Raw genomic sequence first — 22,189 nt, 5'->3', positions numbered from 1 at the left:
AACGTATCTGAGATTCGTTAGATTTCCAATCGAGCGAGAAATACCTGAATAAGGCGTGTCAGGTTCGTTAAACTTTGCCTACGATCACTTAATCGACGTACCCCGCGTGACCCTTGTCCATCAAGTAGTCCATCTCAGCATCCAAAATGCTTTCTACGGTCAACTCATCCAGCTTCACATCTTTGCGACTAAGGATGTAGTCAGCCAGATCATCGCCGTCAATATCCACATCGTTACCTTTGGCATTTTCATGCGCCTTGTTGATGTACGCTTGCTCATGCTTCAGTACAAGGGCGATATTTGCCTGGCTTGCCTTCGTTTTATCTGCAATATACTGCATCATTTCTTGTTCATTAATTGCGTTTGCTTCTGCCACGTTCAGTTCATCTCCTTGATTCATACATACTGTTGCCATTGTAGCATAGGTTAACCCATTACAGGCAGAACTTATGCCTAACGAATGATTATAGAGCGGCAGCGAGGGTTAGTGTGGGAAACCGCAATGCAGGTAAAATACTCTATTCTCATCTAGGTGAAAATAAGACGTTGTTGCATCGTAGTGAGTTGAGAGTTCAACTCTACGCCAGCGCCTCACTATATCCCTACGACAACCGTACGTAAAATGTAGCGCCCTCTCCGACCACACTTCTGGCGTATAGCTCTCCTTTGTGCTGATCCACAATGGACCGAGCAATCGCCAGTCCCAGACCGTGTCCACCATGTGTGCGGGCTCTGGACGAATCCGTACGATAGAATCGATCGAAAATCCGATCCAGATGTTCGGGTGCAATGCCTTCACCTGTATTGGACACGGCCAGCATGACATCATTATTCTGTTTCTGTAGCGTAACGTTTACGGACCCTCTGGGCCCAGAATACTTCACCGCATTATCGAGCAGGATCAGAATGACCTGTTTGATCTGCTCAATGTTCCCATGAACCGTAAGATTCGGCTCAATGTTGTAATCAAGTGAGATGTTTTTCTCAAAAATAACGGCTTCCATTGGCAAAATAATACTCTCTACCGCATCACTCATATTAAACTTCGCATGAATCATCGTCGAGCGCGAGTCGTCCATCTGTGTCAGATAGAGCAGATCATTCGTAAGTCCGGTCATGCGCTCGGTTTCCGACTTGATATAGTGAAGCCACTTCGCCTGGTTCGCTATGGTATCCTCCTGATTTGCAAGCAGCACGTCAGCATTGGTATTGATGATCGCCAGAGGGGTCTTCAACTCATGTGAAGCATCGCCGATGAATTGTTTTTGTTTCTCAAATGCTTCTCTAACCGGTGCAATGGAGCGATTCGCAAAATAACGGCTCAGGAAGTATATTCCAATCAACATGATTAATCCAACAACAGCAAATGTATAGATCAGATTGGTCAGAATACCCTGTTGTGCCGTCACATCAATGAATACGATCATATGGCCATCACCACTCGGATCAACTACATAGGCCCAGTCCGTTCCATCCAATGCAAATTGTCCAGTCTGCCGTTCCGAATTACCAACTTTATTCTGGTCAACCTTTTGCAACGCCTCGGTGTAGAACGTATCTTCCATATCAAATCGGGATTGCGTATCCGTAATCTTCCACTGGTCATCCGTTTTGATCATGAATGAAATGGAACGCGCCGGAGGTGCATTGGGGTCTCCACCGGGTCCTTCATTGTTACCACTCATGGCATTGGAAGGTAGCGAATCTGAACCGGAAGCACCTGTACTAGCGCCTGATCCAGACCCCGTCCCTATCCCCCCACCTTCCCCGCGCGGCATCTTGGATGAATTATAAGGACTATGATAGAAATCAGAAACCTTGTACAACTCCATATTTGTCTCCCGTTGCACATTCTGATACGTAATCGTATAGATCGTCGCAAATGCCACCAGCATCATAATCGATATGGACACCAGATTCACGATCAGGAATCGATTTCGGAGTTTATTGAACATCAGGACGTCACCTCAAGCACATACCCTACACCCCGAATCGTGTTAATGCGGACAGCCGAGTTCAGGAACGTTAATTTTTTGCGTAAAAACGAGATGTACACCTCCACATTGTTATACTCCACTTCCGAATCGAATCCCCACAACTTCTCAATAATCTGCTCTTTGGAGGTAATCGCCTGTTTGCGCGTAATCAACAGCTCCAGCAGTTCATTCTCCTTCAGATTCAGCTTGATTTCCTTCCCCTGAACGCTCAGCTTCAACTGAGTTGTGTTCAGCTCCATGTCGCCGAATTTCAGTCCGTCCTCCGGAACCACTTCGCCCTTCCGCCTTAAGGCTGCACGAATCCGGGCCAGCAATTCTTCTGTGGCGAAGGGCTTGGCGATATAATCATCGGCACCATAATCGAGGCCTGTGACCTTGTCTGAGAGTTCACCCTTGGCCGTAAGCAGAATGACAGGCGTATGATTGCCTTCACTGCGAAGTTTCTTCAGGACGGTGATTCCGTCCATCTCTGGCATCATGATGTCGAGCAGTAACAGGTCATAGATGCCGCTCTGCGCATAATCGAGTCCTGATCTGCCGTCGTGGACCATGTCCACGGAGTAGTTGTTTTTTTTCAAAATCTGAGATACTGCCTCTGCCAAATGAACCTCATCTTCCGCAATTAATATTCTCATCATCTATTCATTCCTCTGCTTGAATTATTCGTCTTCATGAACGCTGTATGATATCTCCCATTCTATCAATTAAACCTTGAATCAATCTTAATTCATTTTGCGGATGCGAACTATTATAGGAAGGTAAAAAAATGTTAACGCAATGTAAAACCATTTAAGATTCATTCAAGGTTGGCCCTCTAAGATACAGACATGGAAGCAATACACGATGGAACAAAACATACAACCCACCAACGAAAGGACTGAACCCCACATGGCAATTGAAGTATTCAACCGATATGAGAGCAAATACCTTCTGACGGATGAACAGTACGCCCATTTCTACAACGACCTGCTGAAATACATGGAGCTGGATGCCTACAACAAGAAACATGAATACTACTCCATCAGTAACCTGTACTTCGACACTCCACAGGATTCCCTAATTCGCGCCAGTCTCTCCAAACCAAAATACAAGGAGAAGCTGAGACTGCGGGCATATGGAATACCTGAAGAGAATGCCAAAGTGTATCTGGAGATCAAAAAGAAAGTCTTTGGCTTGGTGAACAAGCGCAGAACCGCCTTGAAGCTGGATGAAGCGTACGAATTCGTTCGTTCAGGACAGGCACCGGAGCTGGCAAACTATATGAACAAACAGGTTGTGGAAGAGATCAAATACTTCCTTCGCCTCTACGATCTTGAACCGAAAGTGTATCTGGCGTATGAACGCAAAGCACTCTTTGACAAGAACAGCCGGGATCTCCGCATTACCTTTGACACCAACATTCGCAGCCGCAGATACGATCTGAAGCTGGAACAAGGAGATTACGGTGAACCGCTCGTGAAGGACGGAAGATGGCTGATGGAAGTGAAAGCCGAGAAAACCGTTCCGCTGTGGCTGTCGCAACTGCTCTGTGAGCATGGTCTCTACCGCACTGGATTCTCCAAATACGGCAACGAGTTCAGACATCTGGTGAGAACAACCAACCTGAATTACCAGTCGGAGCGCATTCTTGTACCAGGCACCGATTTCAACCCATCCATAGAACAAGAACAAGATAAAACGATTATAGAAAGAGAGCGTGTCCTATATGCTTGATTCACTATTCAGTTCCGCCCTTACCGATACCAACCTGACGTTTAACAACGCAGTCATCACCATTGGTCTTGCCATCATTCTGGGATTAATCATCAGCCTCACGTACATGAAGACCAACCAAGCCACATACTCCCAGAGCTTCACCCTAACGATGGTGGTCCTGCCCGTCATTGTCGCCATCATCATCCTGCTCATCGGCAGCAATATTGCTCGAGCATTCAGCTTGGCAGGTGCCTTCTCGATCATTCGTTTCCGCAGTGCACCTGGTGATCCAAAGGATATTGCTTATGTATTGTTCACGATGGCTTCAGGTCTTGCCTGCGGTGTAGGTGCTTTTGGATACGCAGTGCTGTTCACGATTATCCTGTGTGTGCTGATGTTTGTCCTGAGTCGCTTCAACTTCGGCGGCAAGAAGAGTCAGCTGAAAACGCTGAAAGTCACCATTCCTGAGAATTTGAGCTATGAAGAAGCGCTTAATGAAGTGTTCCATACATTTAATGTACCTTTTGACCTGAAAAAGATCAGAACGACCGAGCTCGGCAGTCTGTATGAGCTGGTCTACAGTGTAACCATTCACGAAAGTGTTAGCCAAAAGGAATTCCTTGATGCCATCCGCACACGGAACGGCAACCTGGATATCTCGTTAACCATGAGTCCAACAACGGAATATTAATTCTTAATTCGAAGGGAACGATCTATATGAAGAAAAACGTGATAACAGGCAGCAAACTTTGGTCCATCGCCATGATTACCAGCCTACTCGCCGCATGCAGTTCACCTGCAACCACAAGCACAACCGCCAATGCCGCAACGTCAACGACAGGAACAACCAAAACGGTATCGGTCAGCGAGCAAACCTCTGTGAAATATGCAGATCTGGTCTCTCTGGATGCTGACGATACCAACATTAGCTGGAGCGAGGCAGATTCCACAGCGATTAAGTTGAACGGCACAACGGCAACGGTAACCGGTTCGGGCGCCAAAGCAGCCAATGGCTCAGTAACAATTACGGAAACAGGTACTTATGTACTTAGCGGTGAGCTAACCGACGGTCAGATCGTGGTCAACGTTGCCGATAAGGGCACCGTACATCTCGTATTAAACGGAGCTACGATCCATGATAATGACAGTGCAGCGATCTATATTCAGAAGGCCGGTAAAGCGGTGATTACACTCGAAAAAGGAACCAAGAATACCGTATCGGATGGTAAAACGTATGTGTACGCTGACGCTACAACAGACGAGCCGGATGCTGCAATCTTCAGCAAAGCGGATCTTACGTTCAACGGTGCAGGTCAATTGACCGTCACAGGTAACTATAATGAAGGGATTACGAGCAAGGATGATCTGAAGATCATTAGCGGTAACATCAGCGTCAAAGCAGCCGATGACGGCATCAAAGGTAAAGACATGGTCGCCATTCAAGCGGGTACGATTACCATTGAAGCCGAAGGCGACGGTATTAAATCCACCAATGACACGGATACCACCAAAGGTTTCGTTGCCATCGCAGGAGGTACCTTCGATATTCAAAGTGGTAACGACGGTATTCAAGCCGAAACCGCACTTGTTACGGATGGCGGCACATACAACATTGTGACTGCTGGCAGTAGCGCCAATGCTCCAGCCAAAGTCGAAGAAGGTCCATTTGGTGGCGGTGGCGGCGGATGGGGTGGCGGAACACCTCCAACCGATATGGGCACACCACCGGATGGCGAATCTCCTGCAGATATGCCGGAGATGCCTAATAACAGCGGCAATGCAGGTACTAATACAAACAGCGCAGCAGCGTCCAGCTCTGCCAACACAGCAGCAACAACCGATACCGAAACCAATGCCGATGCGGACACTGCTGCAACAGCAACCGAGTCCACAAGTGCCAAAGCACTGAAAGCAGGTACAGACCTTACGGTGAATGGCGGTACGTATACCATTGATTCCATGGATGATTCCCTGCACAGCAACAATAACGTGACAGTCAACGACGGAACATTCAACATTGAATCCGGTGATGATGGCATTCATGCCGATCAGGAACTGACGATTAACGGTGGCACCATCACCATTGCGAAGAGCTATGAAGGACTTGAAGGAGCAATCATCACCCTGAACGATGGGGATGTGGATGTAACGGCATCCGATGATGGCGTCAATGCTGCAGGTGGCGAGACGGAAACAGCGGCAAATACAGCGGCAAGTACAGATAGCGCTACTACAGCAACCGATGCTGCTACGACATCCAACATCTCTGTAACCGAGACGACGGGTACAACATCGACTACCGATCAGGCATCCCAAGGTACAGCTGCTACTCAGCAAGGACGTGGACCGGGCGGAATGGGAGCAGCGAGTAATAACGAGTTCCACATTAACGGCGGTACACTTACCGTGAACGCAGGTGGTGACGGACTGGATTCCAATGGTTCCATTAATATGACTGGTGGTACGGTTATTGTGAACGGACCAACGGATAACGGTAACGGAGCATTGGATTATGACGGTACATTTGTAATCAGCGGTGGATATCTCGTAGCTGCCGGAAGCTCTGGTATGGCACAAGGAACATCCGATGCGTCCACGCAAAATACCATTGTAATGACGTTCCCTGCAACACAAAAAGCTGGAACACTTGTACATGTACAAGATAGCGAAGGCAATAACATCCTGACCTTTGCTCCGGCAAAAGATTATCAAACTGTGGTTGTCAGCTCACCGGATCTTGCAAAAGATGGTTCATACGTGATTTACTCCGGTGGTACGTCTACAGGTAAAGCGGTGGATGGGCTATACACAGACGGTACTTACAGTGGCGGAACACAAGTGGTTGCATTCCAATCGACCAGTAATGTGACTTGGGTGAATGAATCTGGTGTGACCACAGCCAATACAGGTATGGGTGGTCCAGGAGGAGGTCGTGGTCAAGGCGGCTTCGGAGGCGGCAGAAACAGATCACAATCCAGTACAACATCCGACAGCACAGGCACTACCGATTCTGCAAAATAATCATCATGTCCTGAGACATAGCGCATAACTCGCTTCTCAGGCGCAGGCGAAACAAAAAAGGCTCCGAATTCACGTTATGTGAGTTCGGAGCTTTCTTTCGTTATTCTTCTGGAACCAGAATTACAGCATTCTGCTCAAGGGGAAGTCCAAGTACTCCTTTTCCTCAAAAGCTATATACATACACCTTGGTACGCAAGGCATCACGGCATGTAATCGTACGTAGTGGTTCCTTACCCGGGAGCGCAAAACAGACACTAATCACCTTGGCGCCCGGCGGAAGCTCCCGACTGAATTTGTCCAGAAGTCGGGTCATTGCTCCCGGAAACAGATAACAGATCACACAATCCGCATGTTCATAGGAACTGGTGTAGATATCCCCGCGCATGAAGCGCAGCCTGCCCTTGAGAGAGTGCTTTTCCCCCTTCGCTCGACGTAAGCGAACACTGAGATAGGCAATTATTTGGGATGACCATAAGGGAATGACTGAATTCTCGATTCCAGTCAGCCTCTTACCAGGACAATGCCTTACAACATCCAGTCCCAGTGTGCCCCATCCGGAACCTGCTTCAAGCACGTCACCGTACCCGGGTATACGGTTCACCTCTTGAATGACCACCTGCCTGACGCGGCCGGATGTGGGCATCGGGGAAATCCCGTTTTTCCAACTAATAAGTACGATGGATATGACACCGATCAATGTCACCACAGCAATCAGCCATGGAATCAGGTAAATGATGAACATGAACTCATCCCTTTGTTATGACTCATTCAATCCGGCACATGAGACTTCATATATACACCCTTTTTATAAACAGACTTGATGGTAAAGTGTACACCCAGCTTGCGATTCGTCCGATAGATGAGCGAGTTAATCTCGTCAATCCCTACCGCTTCACTCTCCAGCATGCTCCGCTCCGGCCACACCTGAGCCACAATCTGTTCCCTTGTCACAAAGTGGTCAAGTTCGCTGTACAACAGCTTGAACAGCTGATATTCCTTCTTGGATAATGGAATTTCCACCTCTCCAATCTGCACCGTTTGCAGGTGATCCTGCAAGCGTACACCCTCACCCAACAGATCCGACACCCGATATTCCCTTGTCTCTCCAAGATCCCCTTCAGCGCGAAGCTGGATCAAACCGTTGACGAGCGTCAGGCTGTCTCCTTCGCCAAATGGATATTTCTCATAGGGAACGAGACGCTGCCCATTCAGTTCGGTTCCATTTTTGCTATCCAGATCCTCAATCCATAACTGTTGCTGTACATCATAATGAATGCGGCAATGCCGCTTCGATATCATCTGATTATAAACAGACAAGTCCAATTCACTACCGCCTGTATAACGTCCCACCGTAATGGAGCGACCCTGGCTTACATAAGCGAACGAGCCGTCACTTTCCTGCCCTGGCGTACGAATGACGATTTTTGCCGTCTCCCGCATATTATTCTCCCACCTTCAACGATCACTCGATCTCTATAAGAGGTTGTTCAAAAAACCGCTTTTGATTACAACGGATGCCTAACGGCATCATCAACATCGAATATGGAATTCAGCCGAAATGTCCGTTGCTCACGTAGGTTTGCCTACGCTCCGCTACTCCATTTCTAGCTTCATACCATCTTCTCGGTACTGAAAACCGGTCTTTTTGAACACGTACTATAAACATATCTTGAAGCAATAATGATAAATTCATCAGATTTGTTCCATTGTTTGTACCACCATACACCAATATAGTGGTATACAGGAACGATTTATATTTGGTTCTGCTCACTCTACTATACCAGACGTTGTGCTTTTTTTCTCATGACGGCCGGATATCTACTATAGCTCATTCAACAAGAGAGGTACCTTCCTATGAATAAAAAAAACATTTTCATATACGTATTGCTCGCCTTCGCCTTGTCCATGACATTAACCGTGCTCTCCCGTATGAATGATGATGGCGGAGAATCACTGAAAGGCACCTCGGCTGCCGAAACCTCATGGTTACAGATGAAGATCCAACCCTGAGTCTACTCTATTATAACGTGATCTCCGCGCAAAACGTTTCACGAATGTCATAATAGGCTATGGCATCGAATCCAAATTAAAACAGATCAAAGGCCCCAGATTGCTGGTCACAGCAGCCCGGAGCCTCATTTTAATATAAAAATCTATATTACACGCAAGATCGTCTATCCTTTGAACAACAGAGGTAACGAGTTATTTCCCATAGCGAAGTGAGGTGGACAGCAGATTCCCACTATCCCACCAACACTCACGTCAAAGTCGCTTCTTTCTTGCGCCGTATTCCCTCCCCATATGATCGCAAATGCGACTTCGGTCGTTCAAAATCAAATCAATCTTGTTCATCCTCCGGCATAGTGGGTTCGTCGTCAGGCTTCGCTGTCTCTCTGGACTGAATTTCCTCCATCCGACTCGACACCTTCTGATACAGGTAAGAGATGCCAAGCAGCAGCACACCGAAGCTGAAATAGGCAAAGATTTTGCTGCCCGAGGTAAGCATACCCACATCGTAGAACACCATTTTACCGGTGGCGAACAACGTTAGGCCAAGACCCAGACGCCGAATCATGACATATTTTCTACGGAATCCATAGGCAATATAGAGAATCGCCAGCAGCAGATAGATCAGGCTGAACATCAGCCCCACATCACCCCACTGGAACTGGATCGTCAGGAATACGGTGATGACCCCTAGCAGATATACCCCCGCGATAACTGGGTACCATTCAATGCTCTTGAACTGCCTGCGGATGCCTGCAATCAGCAGATCCCTTCCTGCAAAGAACACCCCTACGTTATAGATGATTAGCACCAGCAAACCCACAATCTCTGCCGCTGTATGCTGCTGAACTTCCGGCTGAAGCGCTGGCATGGTTAAGGTGACAGCCAGTGCAATACAGCAACCAATGGCATGCAGGAAAGTCGTATACATCTGTACGTATGGATCACGCAACAACTTCACTTTGCTCAATCCATAGGCCAATGCAATGGTCAGCGCTGCAAACATGAGCAGCTTGTAGAACATGTATAACAGGAACGTCCCATCCACAGCTCTGGTATACAATTCATTCGATTCATACAGCACGTATATCCACAGATTGGCGAGTGTTACATACTTGAATCCGTTCAGAAAGCCCAGTTCCAGCGGGCTGTAGTTGAATCTCTCCCTGGCAGATGAGCTGCTGTAAACTGCCCAGGCATAATACAGTGTAATCAGCAGGGTCCCCAGCGTGATGCTGGAGTATTTTAACATGAAGTAAGAACGTTCCCCGATGAAGAATAGCGTGAGCAGGTCATAATACACGAAAGTGATTAGACATAGCAGCACAATACCCCATCCGGCACGTTCCACCGACTTGAACCGTTTCAGATGTCCAAGCGTAACCAACAGAACCCCTTCAATTAACCAGCCCATCGATAACCACTTGGCCCCGAACTGGAACGGAATAATCAGAATGGCAAAGGTCAGGGAAGTGATATAGAAGAGCAGAATGGTCTGTTTCTCCTGAGCCATATTGCGCTGAACGAATCGTGCGAGACCCAGATATACCAGGCAGAAGATTAATGCCAACAAGCCCTGAGCATCATTCCAATCCGCCACATCAAATAACACGTATAACATTAGGCAACTGATGGTCGTATTCATAGCAAGCAGAGCGAAATCCCACCAGGTTAACTTCATCCGATGTTTGAACGGATATGCCAGTGTAATGCCCAGATATAATGCAAACGTCACAATGGAATACAACATGCCAATCTTCTCACTTGGCGACAGCCACAAGAGGATAAGCATGGATGGTGTGTTGAACAGGAAACTGATATAGTGCACTACCGGCCATCGTTTGCCGAATGATATGAACACAATAATGCCGTTTAAGAGCAGCAGATAGATCATGGCTACATAGACAGCAGTACCCTCAAGCCCGAACGAGAACATATAGGAGAATAGCGGGAGATATCCGCCCACCAGACCGAGTGAACAGATGGTCTTCGACTGATACCTTAGGGACAACAATACGGAGATTGCCGATACCAATACAGAGAGGGCAAGTCCCGTATATAACCCGATAATATGCAGTAAAAAGTAACTATAGAAGATGGAGCCAAACAACACAGAGATCCCGCCACCGAGCAGGCCCATCGCAAACGTCTGCTTTTTACGGCGGAACAGCCACTCTCCTCCAGCGAGCATCAGTGCACCGAGCAGGAAAAAGGCTACGCTCTTCATCTCGTCATTAAACCAAGTCGAGTATGAGTATTGGAACGCTGCCCCAACCCCCAGAATGAGGAGCAGGATGGCTACTTTGTTGATCCAGCTAAGCCCAATCTTCATCTCCATGCGATTCTGCTTGATCCGGCGCTGAATGGTCTCTTCGCTCAATCCCTCCTCCGCCATCTGCTCATATCCATGTTCCATATGCCCACGTAGAGCCTCTTCTCGTTCCCATACGGCTCGCTTGTGTGATTCAATGCGCTCTTTCACCTCTGCCGCCAGGTAAGCAATCCTCTCCTTCATTTGTTGGGAATCCTCTTGTAACTCCTGTGCTGCCTGGTTGTACAGCGCGTTCAGGTTGGACTTGGTTCGATGTTCATGGAAAGCAACTCGATCATTATGTACCGCCGTTTTTCCTTGAAAATACGTCTCCATCTTCTCCCGCGATACCCGGATCAGATTAAGCTTCTCATCCAACATCTGTTCAGATAACGCCATGCGAAGACGTGCATTCTCTTCTTCCATCTTGCGCGAGCGAAGTTCAAGCTGGTGCAGCTTGAGCTTCTGGGCTTCATACTGTTCCTGTAACTGTTCATTCTTAACGATCAGGTCATCGGAGTGGTATTCCTGGAGCAAGGCGTGATACTCCTTCGCCAGCTGTTTCTGCTGCTCCTGAACCTGTTCAAGCCGATCCTTAAACTCCTTCATGTACTTCCTCCATTGGTTGATGTTTAATCTTTTCCCTGTATTTTACTATATGTATGCCATAAAAAGAGTTTTAAACATTAGATATATCCGTACAACGTTTCATCAGTGGGATCTCAAACGCAAAAAAAGCCGGGAAGCAAACGCTTCTCCCGACTTTTTATTCATATGAGCATTTTGTACAAGAATGGATGCTTAGGCTGCATCCGGTGTATCTGTCTGATCCGCTGTTTCCGGTTCAATAATCTCGGTCGCATCCGGGTCCAGCCAACTGGCGATCATGCCACGCACATATTGCAGATCGTCCTCTGACAGGTCATAGTACCATGTACCACTGCGCATCGCGCCATCACCCTTCAGCATATAGTTGCTGATCGTGGGTGCATTGTCTTTCATATATAAGGACTCGGCAAACTTCACGATGAAGTCCGAAGTCATGTTGGTTGTAAAATTCGATCCGGCAATCTGGATGACGTCCGGGATCTTGGTCAGATTTTTGACCTCCAGCGCACGATTCATGAAGGCACTTAGGAAAATCCGGTGACGCATCGTCCGATTGAAATCGGAATCTTCCCGGTAACGCACATAACCAAGCGCTTCTTCGCCGCTATAGATCGGTTTGTTGGCTTCAACGAACAGTTTCTCATGCGCTTTTGATTTGTTCTCGATGTTTTTCTTGATCGGCAGTTCAACACCACCCACCGCATCAACAATATCCTTGAGCCCATTAAAATTAATCGCGGCATAGAAATCCACTTTGTTCCCGAGCAAATTCTCCACCGTATCCATCGCCATCTTGGCTTCACCGTGGGCGTACGCTGAGTTAATCTTCGACTTCACATCCCGCCCGACAATCTCGGTATAGGAATCACGTGGAATGGACAGCAGCAGCACTTTATTGTCTTCTGGACGCACGACGGAATAGATGATCGTATCCGAACGGCTTGGTTCGTTATCGCGTTGATCAATACCGAGCAACAACAGCGAGAATGGGTCCGTATGTTCCACGACAGGGGCATCCTTATCGCCAGCTGGTTTAAAGGAGTCATCCAAGGCTTCCTTCACCGTACCGGAGGCGAACATATTAAAGGCAAACACGACGAGTTGCTTTCGATAAATAAATCCGAGTCCTCCGAGCACAAGCAGCACACTTAGGGTGATGATTAATGGCTTCTTCCATTTCTTCTTCGGTTTCTTCGGCTTCCGTCTTGTTAAATGTGCAGCACTGTTTTCCATCATATCTCCTTTAATAACGGGTTCTTAGAATCATTTAACTATATTAATAACACGTTGACAATAGATTACGTTATAATCTGCATTACATAAATGAACATAAAGGGAGCGATGAATGATGGAATATCGACGTTTGGGCAATAGTGGTTTACGGGTATCGGCACTGGGGCTCGGCACCAATGCATTTGGCAAACGCGCGGATGAAGCAGCTTCTACCCGCATTATTCATGCAGCGATGGATCAGGGCATCAACTTTATCGATACCGCCAATATCTACGCAGGTACCGAATCAGAACGCATCATTGGACAGGCCCTCACAGGTCGTCGGGAAAACGCGGTGCTTGCGACCAAAGCCGGACTTCCCCGGCATGACGGTCCCCATGGGCGCGGTTCCTCCCGCTACCATCTGCAACAAGAGCTAGAACATAGCCTGCGGCGTCTGCAAACGGATTATGTGGATCTGTATCAGATCCATACCTTTGATCCGCATACACCGCTGGATGAGACACTCCGCACGCTGGACGATATGGTCACTTCCGGCAAAGTTCGGTACATCGGCGCCTCCAATTACGCAGCCTGGGAGCTGATGAAAGCTCTCGGGATCAGTGAACAGAAAGGTTATGTGCGCTACATCTCTACCCAAACCAGCTACTCCCTGGCAGACCGTACGCCTGAACTGGAATTGGTACCGATGTGTCTGGATCAGGGTGTAGGCATTATCCCGTATTTCCCGCTCGCAGGCGGTATTCTGACGGGTAAATATAACGGACAGGCCAGCGTGCCTTCCGGCTCCAGAGCCGACACCGACCCGACCTTCAATCGTTTTCTGCTGGAGCATAATCTTCAACTGAGTGAACAAGTGAGTGCCAAAGCTGCTTCATACGGGTGTTCCCCGAGTGTGCTGTCTCTCGCATGGCTACTGACACGTCCGGCTGTATCCACAGTCATTGTTGGCGCTACAGGCACCGAACAGCTGGAGCATAATCTGGCTAGTCTGGATATGTCACTGCCCGATGAGCTGTTGACCGATCTGGATCAGATCAGTGACTCTTTCCGTCGCCGCGAGCCATTTGCGTCCTACCGAATCGATTAAAGTAAATGAAATGAACCTCCCGACGGATAAAGTCAGGAGGTTCATTTTGATTTTTGTATAGACATTATAATCATAAGTATTCAGAAAATTCCCAATTCCACTACAATCTGTAGTTTAATAAATTAAAAAAAATCTTATTATGGATTAGCCCTCTGTTTTTTGGCGAAGAAACTCCTGCATGATCTGCATATACTCTTCCTTACGGTCATCCAAAGTTTCGAAAAAAGCCTTGTCCGACTCCTCAACCAAGTGGATTCCTTCAATGGCCAATCGGGTCCCTTCTTCCGTTGTGGTAATTATATTGGCACGTGTATCCGTCTGATGACGAGCACGCGTAATCAAGCCTCTCTTTTCAAGAGCACGCAGAACCTGAGAAGTCACATTAACATCTACTTTGGCAAATTGTGCAATCTGAACCTGAGTGACTCCCTTGCCTTCCTCATCACGTTCATTGAGCCACAGACAGGCATGCAACAATACAAATTGGGGCTGTGTCAGTTCGAGTGGCTCCAGCACCCTGCGTACTTCCTTTTGCCACATCGCTGTAACCTGCCATAACAGATATCCCGGGCTTTCTTGTGCGTTTTTATACCGTGAGCTTTTCATCTCATACCTCCATGATGTGCGACCTTATGCAACAGATTATGTACCCACCAGTCAATGAAGTAAATCCATTATTCATATAACGATGATGGAGATACATCCGTTGCAACCCTGTACGTTCTTTTGAATAAAATTAGCGCGTTGGGATGAACTGCTTCACCCATTGTCCGAATCCTTGCGGATTACGGCTCTGTATAAGAATGGTCCCTTCTCCACGGAACCGGCATACCAATCCTTCTCCACTTGTAACACTGGATAACCAGCCCTGTGAAGCCTTCTCTATACGGTAATCTACATAATGAGGCCATGCCACCAGATGAGCGTTATCCACGATCATTTCTTCACCTGCTGCCAGATTAATCGCATGGATTGCTCCGTAGGAAGACAGAAATACAGTTCCACGTCCACTGATCTCAATAATGAAGAAACCTTCTCCCGAAAAGAGACCTTTCTTCAGGTTTTGCATTTTGGTATTCACCTGTATGCCCTCGGTCCCCGCTAGAAATCCGTCTTTCTGCACATAGAGTGAATAGGAACCGTCCAATTCGACAGCTTCTACATCGCCCATGCTTGAAGGTGAGAGCAGAATCTCTGCCGGCCCGCCCGCAGCCGTTAGTTCCTGAAAGAAGAACTTCTCTCCGCTCAGCATTCGACCGAACCCGGCAAACATTCCACCTTCTGCTGAACCCTTCAGTTCAACCGTTGGCGTCATGGATACCATCGCACCGCTTTCGGCCTTGAAACGCTCTCCCCGCTGCAAATGTACCTTAAGCATCGCAAAAGCACCATCATATAGAATCTCATAGTTCACGGCTGCACCAGCTCCCTATTGTCAGAGTTAAAATCATTGAGCCCATTGTCTTCCAGAACTGCTGATTTGTCTCCGTATTCCTTCACAATATGTTGATCTCCCCAATTACAGAGCGCATTGAGAATCGGTTCAAGACTCCGCCCGTAATCACTTAATTCGTATTCTACTTTGGGAGGGACCTGATTGTATACGATTCGGTTAACGATCCCGTCGTTTTCAAGCTCTCTCAGTTGTTGTGTTAACATTTTCTGTGTAATTGCGGGCATAATACGCTTGAGATCACTGGTTCGTCTTTTCCCATGTGTCAGATGACAGAGAATGACGCATTTCCATTTGCCACCGATCACCTCCAGAGTAGCTTCAACCGAGATGTTATATTTCTTTCTGACCATAACTTGTTACCTCCCTGATGAATTGGATTACATCCGTCGCATGCTGTATAGGCACCAAAAAGTACGTAGGGTACTAAAAAGTACGTACTATTCAATCTATACTGAATAACTCATAATAGCATTTGCCGGTACGTAAATCTACATTCGGGGGAGTTGAGCAAGAAATGTTACAAGATTCAAAACGCAGCACATGGGCGCTGCTGGCACTGGCCATTAGTGCGTTCGCCATCGGTACCACAGAATTTATCAGCGTTGGGCTCCTGCCCCTCATTGCAGATGACCTGGGCATTTCCGTAACTACAGCGGGACTGACCGTTACTTTATATGCATTGGGCGTTACCTTTGGGGCTCCTGTTCTGACCTCACTGACGTCTACCATATCACGTAAAACGCTATTGCTTGCCATCATGATTGTATTCATCGCAGGTAACACGATGGCTGCGCTATCGACAGGCATTACCATGTTACTCATAGCACGAGTGATATCCGCGCTGGCACATGGCGTATTCATGTCCATCGGCTCCACCATCGCAGCGGATCTGGTACCTGCCAACCGTAGGGCGAGTGCCATTGCCATCATGTTCTCCGGTCTGACCATTGCCACAGTAACCGGTGTACCTCTTGGTACACTTATCGGTCAACATATGGGATGGCGCGCTGCATTTATCCTGATTGTTGGGGTTGGCATCATTGCGATGATTGGAAACCTCATACTCGTGCCATCCACGTTGAAGCGAGGAACACGAACGGCATTTCGGGATCAGCTGAAGCTGGTTACAGGTGGGCGCTTGCTGCTTGCTTTTGCCATTACTGCTGTCGGGTACGGAGGAACATTTGTTGTCTTCACGTATCTGTCCCCATTGTTGCATGATATCAGTGGATATTCCGAGAAAACAGTCGCGTTCATTCTGTTGTTGTACGGAATTGCCATTGCTGTCGGCAACATCATCGGCGGCAGAGCAGCCAATCGTAACCCGCTCAAGGCGCTCTTCTACATGTTCATCATTCAGACCATCATTCTAGGTGTCATGTACTTCACCGTTCCGTTTAAGCTGGCAGCACTGCTCACCATTATGGGGATGGGGCTACTTGCCTTCATGAATGTGCCTGGTCTTCAGATGTACGTTGTAACTTTGGCTGAACGATATGCACCACAGGCCAAAGATGTAGCCTCAGCCTTTAACATCGCCGCATTTAATGCAGGCATCGCCATAGGTGCCTATTTGGGCGGAGTAATCAATGACTCCATTGGTTTGATTCACACGACATGGGTCGGAGCCTTGATGGTTCTCGTAGCTGTGATCCTGACCGCATGGGCTAAAATGCTGGAAAGCAAGGATCAACATGGGTCCGTCAACACGGAGAAAGCTTCATTCTAATTTCCATTCTGATTTTGGGTCTCACTCTGATATATTTCCATGTCAGTCTTCAAGGGGAACCGGTTTCATATCGTATTTTATTATACTATATACGTTGAACCCAATTTGATCTACTATGATTTAATTTTGTATGATAAAAAATGATAATTCAGCTTGAAATCACTGATTTTTACACACTTTAAGGAGGAAATCTCATGACAACAGCTCAAACCGCACAACATTTACAATCCACAGTAAGTCTGCATAACGGTGTTTCTATGCCTTGGTTCGGATTAGGTGTATTTAAGGTAGAAGAAGGAACTGAATTGGTTGATGCTGTGAAAAATGCAATTAAACATGGCTACCGCAGTATCGATACTGCTGCAATATACGGTAATGAATCCGGTGTTGGACAAGCGATTGCAGAAGCTTTGCAAGAAAACAATTTGAAGCGCGAAGAGCTGTTTGTTACATCTAAAGTATGGAATGCAGACCTCGGATATGAAGAGACACTTGCTGCTTTTGATACCACATTGAACAAACTAGGATTGGAATACCTGGATCTGTATCTGATTCACTGGCCTAAGGCAGGCAAATACAAAGCAGCCTGGAAAGCCATGGAGGAGCTGTACGCAGCCGGCCGCATTAAGGCCATCGGTGTGAGTAACTTCCAGATTCATCACCTCGAAGACCTGATGCAGGATGCCGAAGTGAAACCGATGATTAATCAGGTGGAATACCACCCTCGCCTGACTCAGGTAGAACTCAAGGCTTTCTGCGAAAAGCATGGTATCCAGCTCGAAGCATGGTCCCCTCTGATGCAAGGCCAGCTGTTGGACAATCCAGTACTCACGGCTATTGCTTCAGCCAAAGGCAAATCTGTTGCACAAGTCATCCTGCGTTGGGATCTGCAAAATGGAGTCATTACCATTCCGAAGTCCACCAAGGAACACCGGATTATTGAAAATTCCTCCATCTTCGACTTTGAACTTTCCAATGAAGAGATGGATCAGATCAGTGCTCTGAACGAAGATGTACGCGTTGGACCTGATCCGGACAACTTCGATTTTTAATGAATAACCTTTTGCGAGCCTGCGTTGTTTGATATAACATAACGAAAAACCACCGGACCAGGAGCCGGTGGTTTTTCGTTATACTCTCTTCCCTATAGCCAAACCTCGCTAACACTGCATAATTCAATTCAAAATGAGGTATTGCATATTTTAACTATTGAACCTGCCACAATGCAGGCACATTGGAAGGTTCCCACCCAGGCAAGGAAGTGTGGGACTGCAAACATTTATACGTCTTGCCGCTATACGTGACCAGTTGTCCTACAGTATAGGCTGTATTCGCCTGCCAGGCGGAAACGCCCGGGTTCGTCGTCCCTGCTGCCGTTTTCACAGTCAACGCATTGCTCGCAACAGAACTATTCCCCGCCGCATCCTTTGCTTTTACCGTAAATGTATACGAGGTATCCGCAGCGAGCCCACTGATCGTTGCTGTCGTTCCGGTGACAGATGTCGCCAAAGCCGTTCCATTGTACACATCATAACCCGTTACACCCACGTTATCCGTAGATGCCGCCCAGCTCAGCGTTATGCTGGATGCCGTTTGCGCTGTCGATGCCAGGTTCATCGGTGCAGTTGGCGCTTGCGTATCACCTCCAGGCTGAGTCGTGGTGCTTACAGTTACAGCATTACTGGCTGCAGACAGATTACCTGCCGCATCCTTTGCTTTGATCGTAAAGGTATAGGAAGTACCCGCGGACAGACCGCTGATTGTTGCGGTCGTTCCGTTGACGGAGACAGCAAGATTGGCACCATTGTAGACGTTATACCCGGTAACCCCGACATTATCCGTTGAAGCATTCCAAGCGAGCGTCACCGAGTTGACCGTCACACCTGTCGAGCGGGCATTTCCCGGTACGCTTGGCGCCGTCGTATCTGCTGGAGGTACTGTACCTCCGGTAGGCAGATCAGCTTTCAGTTTATTTTGGAGTGTTTTGTTGCGGTCACCGCTAAGCTCCCAGAACATCGCACCGCCGAGCCCCTTGCTCTTGATATAAGCGGTTTTATATCCAATCGACTCCGCATCATCATAGCTAATAAAACGCTTGTTGGATGCATTATAGAGATATGGCACTTTGGCCGTATCATTCCAGTAACGCGTGTACCCGTTTTTGTTAATGTAGTTGGTCTCCAGATCATAGAAGTCAAAGGAACCTGCTTCCCATGTTCCAACGGAGGAACCTCCCGTACAGGTCTGATACTGGCCATTGCTCGCCTGTGCGCATCCATCCCAGCCGCGGCCATAGAATGGAACACCAAGCACAAGTTTGGCGGCTGGTACTCCGGCATTCAGATGCCCTTGTGCTCCGGCAGCCACATTAAATGTATTGGCATCCGGCACCCCGGCAGCCGAAGCCGCAGGGTCATAGTTCAACGGCGCGTTATGCGCGCTGACTTTTTGCCAAGCCCCGTTAAAATCGTATGTCATAATGTTAATCCAATCGACGATGGAAGCTATGTTGGCAAGCTCAGTATTTGCAGCATAGGTCGTCGACGCTCCGCTTGCAATCGTAAGCAGATACTTCTTGCCGTCCACAGCTCCGGCAGCATCCAGCTTCTCACGGATTTTGCTCAGAAGCAGCGTGTAATTTTGCTTATCCTCCGGACGTTTGCTATTACCATCCAGCCCGCCTGATACCGGGTACTCCCAGTCCAAATCTACCCCGTCAAAATTGTATTTGCGCAGGAATTCGACGGCAGAGTTCGCAAATACCTCCCGTGTTGCAGCAGTCGCAGCCACATCAGAGAAGCGGTTGGACCATGTCCATCCTCCGACGGAGATGATCGTCTTCAGATTAGGATTGATCTGTTTCAGCTTGTTCAGCTGATTGATATTGCCTGCAATGGGCTGATCCCACGTATCCCCTGCAAATGTCTTGCCGGTATCAATCCATGGATCGCCAAGTACGATTGTTCCATTCGGTACATTGATTGTCTGGCTCTTTTCATTCTGGCATGTCCAGGTCACCGGATTAGGGCCCGAAGGGTCCGGATTCCCATGAACACCGTTCCAGCAGATATCGGCAAAAGCATAGTTGATATGCGTAACCTTGGTTGGGTCGATATCCGTTACGTTATAGTTTCTCCCGTACGCAGCCCAAGACGGGTAGTAACCGACAATTTTATAAGCATCAGCTGCTGACGCCGTAGCGGGTTGGAGCACAAAAGAAGGAACAATGATGGATAAGAGCAGGGATAGACCCAGTAAAAACGTTGCAGTCTTCTTGAAAGCAGTGTGTTTATTGAAAGGTATCATCTAATACACAACCTCCTTTGTCGTTTGCGTACTCAGCCCATTCAGGAACGGACGATGTGCGCTCGAAAACTGGTTATTCGTATATGCGTCCCAATTGATTGACCAGGTCATAATCCCTTTTATCCCCGCATAACCCGCAGGCTGGCGCAAAGTATAGGAACCGCCGTACGACACACCTTTGATTAGGTAATTCAGCGCCTTCTGCAGTTCGGCTGGCGTGGTATACCCGCCCCCGGCAGCCTGTTGGGAGGCCGGTACGCCGATCGCAATCTGGTCCGGTCGCAGGGCACTAAAGAACGGGCCTGAGCTGCTGCCTACATGGAAGCCTTGAAGCAGCATCTCCGCCATGGCCACATGGAAATCAGCTGTTCCTTGCGCGTAAGAGCGTCCATCCAGCCCCACCATGGAGCCCGTGTTATAGTGCTGCACATGAAGCAAGGTCAGGTCATCACGCAAGGCATGGATGACTGGCAAGTAAGCTCCCCAAGGGCCGCCGTAGCTCAGATATCCACCCTGTACATAGGCCGTCTCCGGCGCAGCCGTCAGGATGAAATTAGCGCCGAAATGTGACTTAACCGCTTTCACGCCTTGGATGAGGTTAATAATTTTCGGTGTAGTTGGACTACGGAAATCGGTATCCCCTGCATTCAGAGAGAGGGAACTTCCTTCCAGATCGATATCAAGACCATTGAAACCATACGTAGAAATGATTGATTTTAACGAATCTTCGAATTGTTGTCTCTTGGTCGCGTCGGTAAGCTCAATGGTACCGTTGGCTCCCCCCATGGAAAGCAGTACTTTTTTCCCCTGGCTTTGCAGGTAGGCAATATCAGATTTGAATTCGGCTACCGTTGCATTGTATGGAGTAAAAGCAAGCTTTCCGCTGCCATGTGAAATTGGTTCGGCAAAGGAGACATTAATGACGTCATAGGCTGTTGATACGTTACGAAGTCTGATATTCGTTGAACCATTATCGAAGTTGTGCCAGTAGCCGATCAGCCATTTGCTGCCGGTTGGCCCAGGATTGGAAGACCCGTTGGAAGTCGTTACACTGAGGGAGGTGCTCGCAGCGGATATATTGCCTGCGGCATCTTTGGCTTTTACCGTAAAAGCATAGGTCGTGCTAGCTGTCAGTCCCGTGACTACAGCTGTTGTAGTTGAAGTACTTGTCACAAGAACGCCGTTCCGGTACACCTCATATGCCACTACACCCACATTATCCGTGGATGCATTCCAGGCAAGGCTAACGGAGGTGTTCGTTATGGCGGATGAAGTCAGACCCGCAGGAACAGAAGGCGGTGCCGTATCTGGCGTTGGCGTTTCCCCTCCCGAACCTTCCCCGACGTATTTCCACAACGCGGGTACAACAGAGGGCTCCCATCCGGTCAATGCCGTGTGGGCCTGAATACACTCATAATCTTTATTTTGATAAGTGACGAGGTCTCCTTTCTTGTATGCGGTGCCTGCCTGCCACTGGGCGGCGGCATCGGCTCTCGGTGCAAACCACAAAAGAAGTAGAAGAAATGCCAAAGCAAATGTAATAACCGGGCGGAATCGAACAGCTTGATTCAAGCAAAATCCCTCCTGTACTAAGGATACGTTCACCTTGCAAACAAAGATATCCATCGCCCACCTGCATCTGATCTGTGATCGATTAGAGCCAGCCTCATTCAGCCATCTGATGTTGCGTGTCGCTTCACTCCCTTCCCTTATCAAAATGGACCTTCCCTCTCGT

19 protein-coding genes are annotated in these 22,189 nt (G+C 48.0%); 7 read left to right on the top strand and 12 right to left on the bottom strand.

Features of this window, described 5'->3' with window-relative positions:
* Positions 1 to 88: 88 nt before the first annotated feature.
* From ACX9NY_RS24915 to ACX9NY_RS24905, 3 genes are all read right to left on the bottom strand, one after another.
* On the bottom strand, positions 89 to 400 hold the full coding sequence (locus tag ACX9NY_RS24915) for a hypothetical protein (protein ID WP_076332227.1): 312 nt from the start codon (positions 398 to 400) through the stop codon (positions 89 to 91).
* Between the two features lie 202 nt (positions 401 to 602).
* Positions 603 to 1,955: a sensor histidine kinase gene (locus tag ACX9NY_RS24910; RefSeq protein ID WP_472475692.1), complete on the bottom strand. Its 1,353-nt coding sequence runs from the start codon at positions 1,953 to 1,955 to the stop codon at positions 603 to 605.
* Positions 1,955 to 2,632, bottom strand: coding sequence for a response regulator transcription factor (locus tag ACX9NY_RS24905; RefSeq protein ID WP_253442924.1), 678 nt, complete (start codon positions 2,630 to 2,632; stop codon positions 1,955 to 1,957). Before ACX9NY_RS24905 ends, ACX9NY_RS24910 begins: the two co-directional genes overlap by 1 nt.
* A gap of 253 nt (positions 2,633 to 2,885) precedes the next feature.
* Here ACX9NY_RS24905 and ACX9NY_RS24900 point away from each other — a divergent pair, with 253 nt between their 5' ends.
* Genes ACX9NY_RS24900 through ACX9NY_RS24890 form a run of 3 tightly spaced genes read left to right on the top strand, consistent with a single transcriptional unit; the run spans position 2,886 to position 6,713 of the window.
* Entirely contained in the window at positions 2,886 to 3,710 is an 825-nt protein-coding gene (locus tag ACX9NY_RS24900) for a VTC domain-containing protein (protein WP_472475690.1), read from the top strand.
* The gene (locus tag ACX9NY_RS24895) at positions 3,703 to 4,383 is read left to right on the top strand and encodes a DUF4956 domain-containing protein (RefSeq protein ID WP_091012463.1); all 681 of its coding nucleotides are present in this window, start codon (positions 3,703 to 3,705) and stop codon (positions 4,381 to 4,383) included. Before ACX9NY_RS24900 ends, ACX9NY_RS24895 begins: the two co-directional genes overlap by 8 nt.
* Positions 4,384 to 4,409: 26 nt before the next feature.
* Positions 4,410 to 6,713 carry a carbohydrate-binding domain-containing protein gene (locus ACX9NY_RS24890; protein WP_472475688.1) on the top strand — a complete coding sequence of 768 codons (2,304 nt, stop codon included), beginning with the start codon at positions 4,410 to 4,412 and terminating at the stop codon, positions 6,711 to 6,713.
* A gap of 163 nt (positions 6,714 to 6,876) precedes the next feature.
* Here the strand turns inward: ACX9NY_RS24890 and ACX9NY_RS24885 are convergent, their stop codons facing one another.
* Both ACX9NY_RS24885 and ACX9NY_RS24880 read right to left on the bottom strand, forming a co-directional pair.
* Positions 6,877 to 7,455 carry a class I SAM-dependent methyltransferase gene (locus ACX9NY_RS24885; RefSeq protein ID WP_472475686.1) on the bottom strand — a complete coding sequence of 193 codons (579 nt, stop codon included), beginning with the start codon at positions 7,453 to 7,455 and terminating at the stop codon, positions 6,877 to 6,879.
* A gap of 26 nt (positions 7,456 to 7,481) precedes the next feature.
* Entirely contained in the window at positions 7,482 to 8,153 is a 672-nt protein-coding gene (locus tag ACX9NY_RS24880) for an FHA domain-containing protein (protein ID WP_339238674.1), read from the bottom strand.
* Positions 8,154 to 8,567: 414 nt separating this feature from the next.
* On the opposite strand from ACX9NY_RS24880, the gene ACX9NY_RS24875 reads away from it, so the two are divergent.
* Positions 8,568 to 8,723, top strand: coding sequence for a hypothetical protein (locus ACX9NY_RS24875; RefSeq protein ID WP_017691624.1), 156 nt, complete (start codon positions 8,568 to 8,570; stop codon positions 8,721 to 8,723).
* Between the two features lie 328 nt (positions 8,724 to 9,051).
* Here the strand turns inward: ACX9NY_RS24875 and ACX9NY_RS24870 are convergent, their stop codons facing one another.
* Positions 9,052 to 11,640: a DUF2339 domain-containing protein gene (locus tag ACX9NY_RS24870; RefSeq protein WP_472475684.1), complete on the bottom strand. Its 2,589-nt coding sequence runs from the start codon at positions 11,638 to 11,640 to the stop codon at positions 9,052 to 9,054.
* Between the two features lie 192 nt (positions 11,641 to 11,832).
* Positions 11,833 to 12,873: an LCP family protein gene (locus ACX9NY_RS24865; protein ID WP_472479395.1), complete on the bottom strand. Its 1,041-nt coding sequence runs from the start codon at positions 12,871 to 12,873 to the stop codon at positions 11,833 to 11,835.
* 115 nt (positions 12,874 to 12,988) lie between these two features.
* Here ACX9NY_RS24865 and ACX9NY_RS24860 point away from each other — a divergent pair, with 115 nt between their 5' ends.
* Positions 12,989 to 13,963: an aldo/keto reductase gene (locus ACX9NY_RS24860; protein WP_342573505.1), complete on the top strand. Its 975-nt coding sequence runs from the start codon at positions 12,989 to 12,991 to the stop codon at positions 13,961 to 13,963.
* A gap of 144 nt (positions 13,964 to 14,107) precedes the next feature.
* Here ACX9NY_RS24860 and ACX9NY_RS24855 read toward each other — a convergent pair whose 3' ends face one another.
* From ACX9NY_RS24855 to ACX9NY_RS24845, 3 genes are all read right to left on the bottom strand, one after another.
* Complete coding sequence (locus ACX9NY_RS24855) at positions 14,108 to 14,569, bottom strand: MarR family winged helix-turn-helix transcriptional regulator (protein ID WP_339238681.1); 462 nt, start codon at positions 14,567 to 14,569, stop codon at positions 14,108 to 14,110.
* Between the two features lie 130 nt (positions 14,570 to 14,699).
* Positions 14,700 to 15,377 (bottom strand): TIGR00266 family protein, encoded by a 678-nt coding sequence (locus ACX9NY_RS24850; RefSeq protein WP_339238682.1) that lies wholly within the window; start codon positions 15,375 to 15,377, stop codon positions 14,700 to 14,702.
* Positions 15,374 to 15,769 (bottom strand): winged helix-turn-helix transcriptional regulator, encoded by a 396-nt coding sequence (locus tag ACX9NY_RS24845; protein ID WP_017691613.1) that lies wholly within the window; start codon positions 15,767 to 15,769, stop codon positions 15,374 to 15,376. The genes ACX9NY_RS24850 and ACX9NY_RS24845 overlap by 4 nt, the downstream gene beginning before the upstream one ends.
* A 164-nt stretch (positions 15,770 to 15,933) precedes the next feature.
* On the opposite strand from ACX9NY_RS24845, the gene ACX9NY_RS24840 reads away from it, so the two are divergent.
* Entirely contained in the window at positions 15,934 to 17,148 is a 1,215-nt protein-coding gene (locus ACX9NY_RS24840) for an MFS transporter (protein ID WP_472475681.1), read from the top strand.
* Positions 17,149 to 17,342: 194 nt separating this feature from the next.
* On the top strand, positions 17,343 to 18,200 hold the full coding sequence (locus tag ACX9NY_RS24835; protein WP_339238684.1) for an aldo/keto reductase: 858 nt from the start codon (positions 17,343 to 17,345) through the stop codon (positions 18,198 to 18,200).
* 154 nt (positions 18,201 to 18,354) lie between these two features.
* Here the strand turns inward: ACX9NY_RS24835 and ACX9NY_RS24830 are convergent, their stop codons facing one another.
* Both ACX9NY_RS24830 and ACX9NY_RS24825 read right to left on the bottom strand, forming a co-directional pair.
* Entirely contained in the window at positions 18,355 to 20,454 is a 2,100-nt protein-coding gene (locus ACX9NY_RS24830) for a glycosyl hydrolase family 18 protein (RefSeq protein WP_472475679.1), read from the bottom strand.
* Positions 20,455 to 22,026 (bottom strand): chitinase, encoded by a 1,572-nt coding sequence (locus ACX9NY_RS24825; RefSeq protein ID WP_472475677.1) that lies wholly within the window; start codon positions 22,024 to 22,026, stop codon positions 20,455 to 20,457.
* Positions 22,027 to 22,189 lie beyond the last annotated feature (163 nt).

The organism is Paenibacillus sp. CB74 (assembly GCF_055687625.1).
The sequence above is the reverse complement of the archived record's forward strand: the minus strand, read 5'-3'. Positions and strand labels throughout refer to the sequence as shown.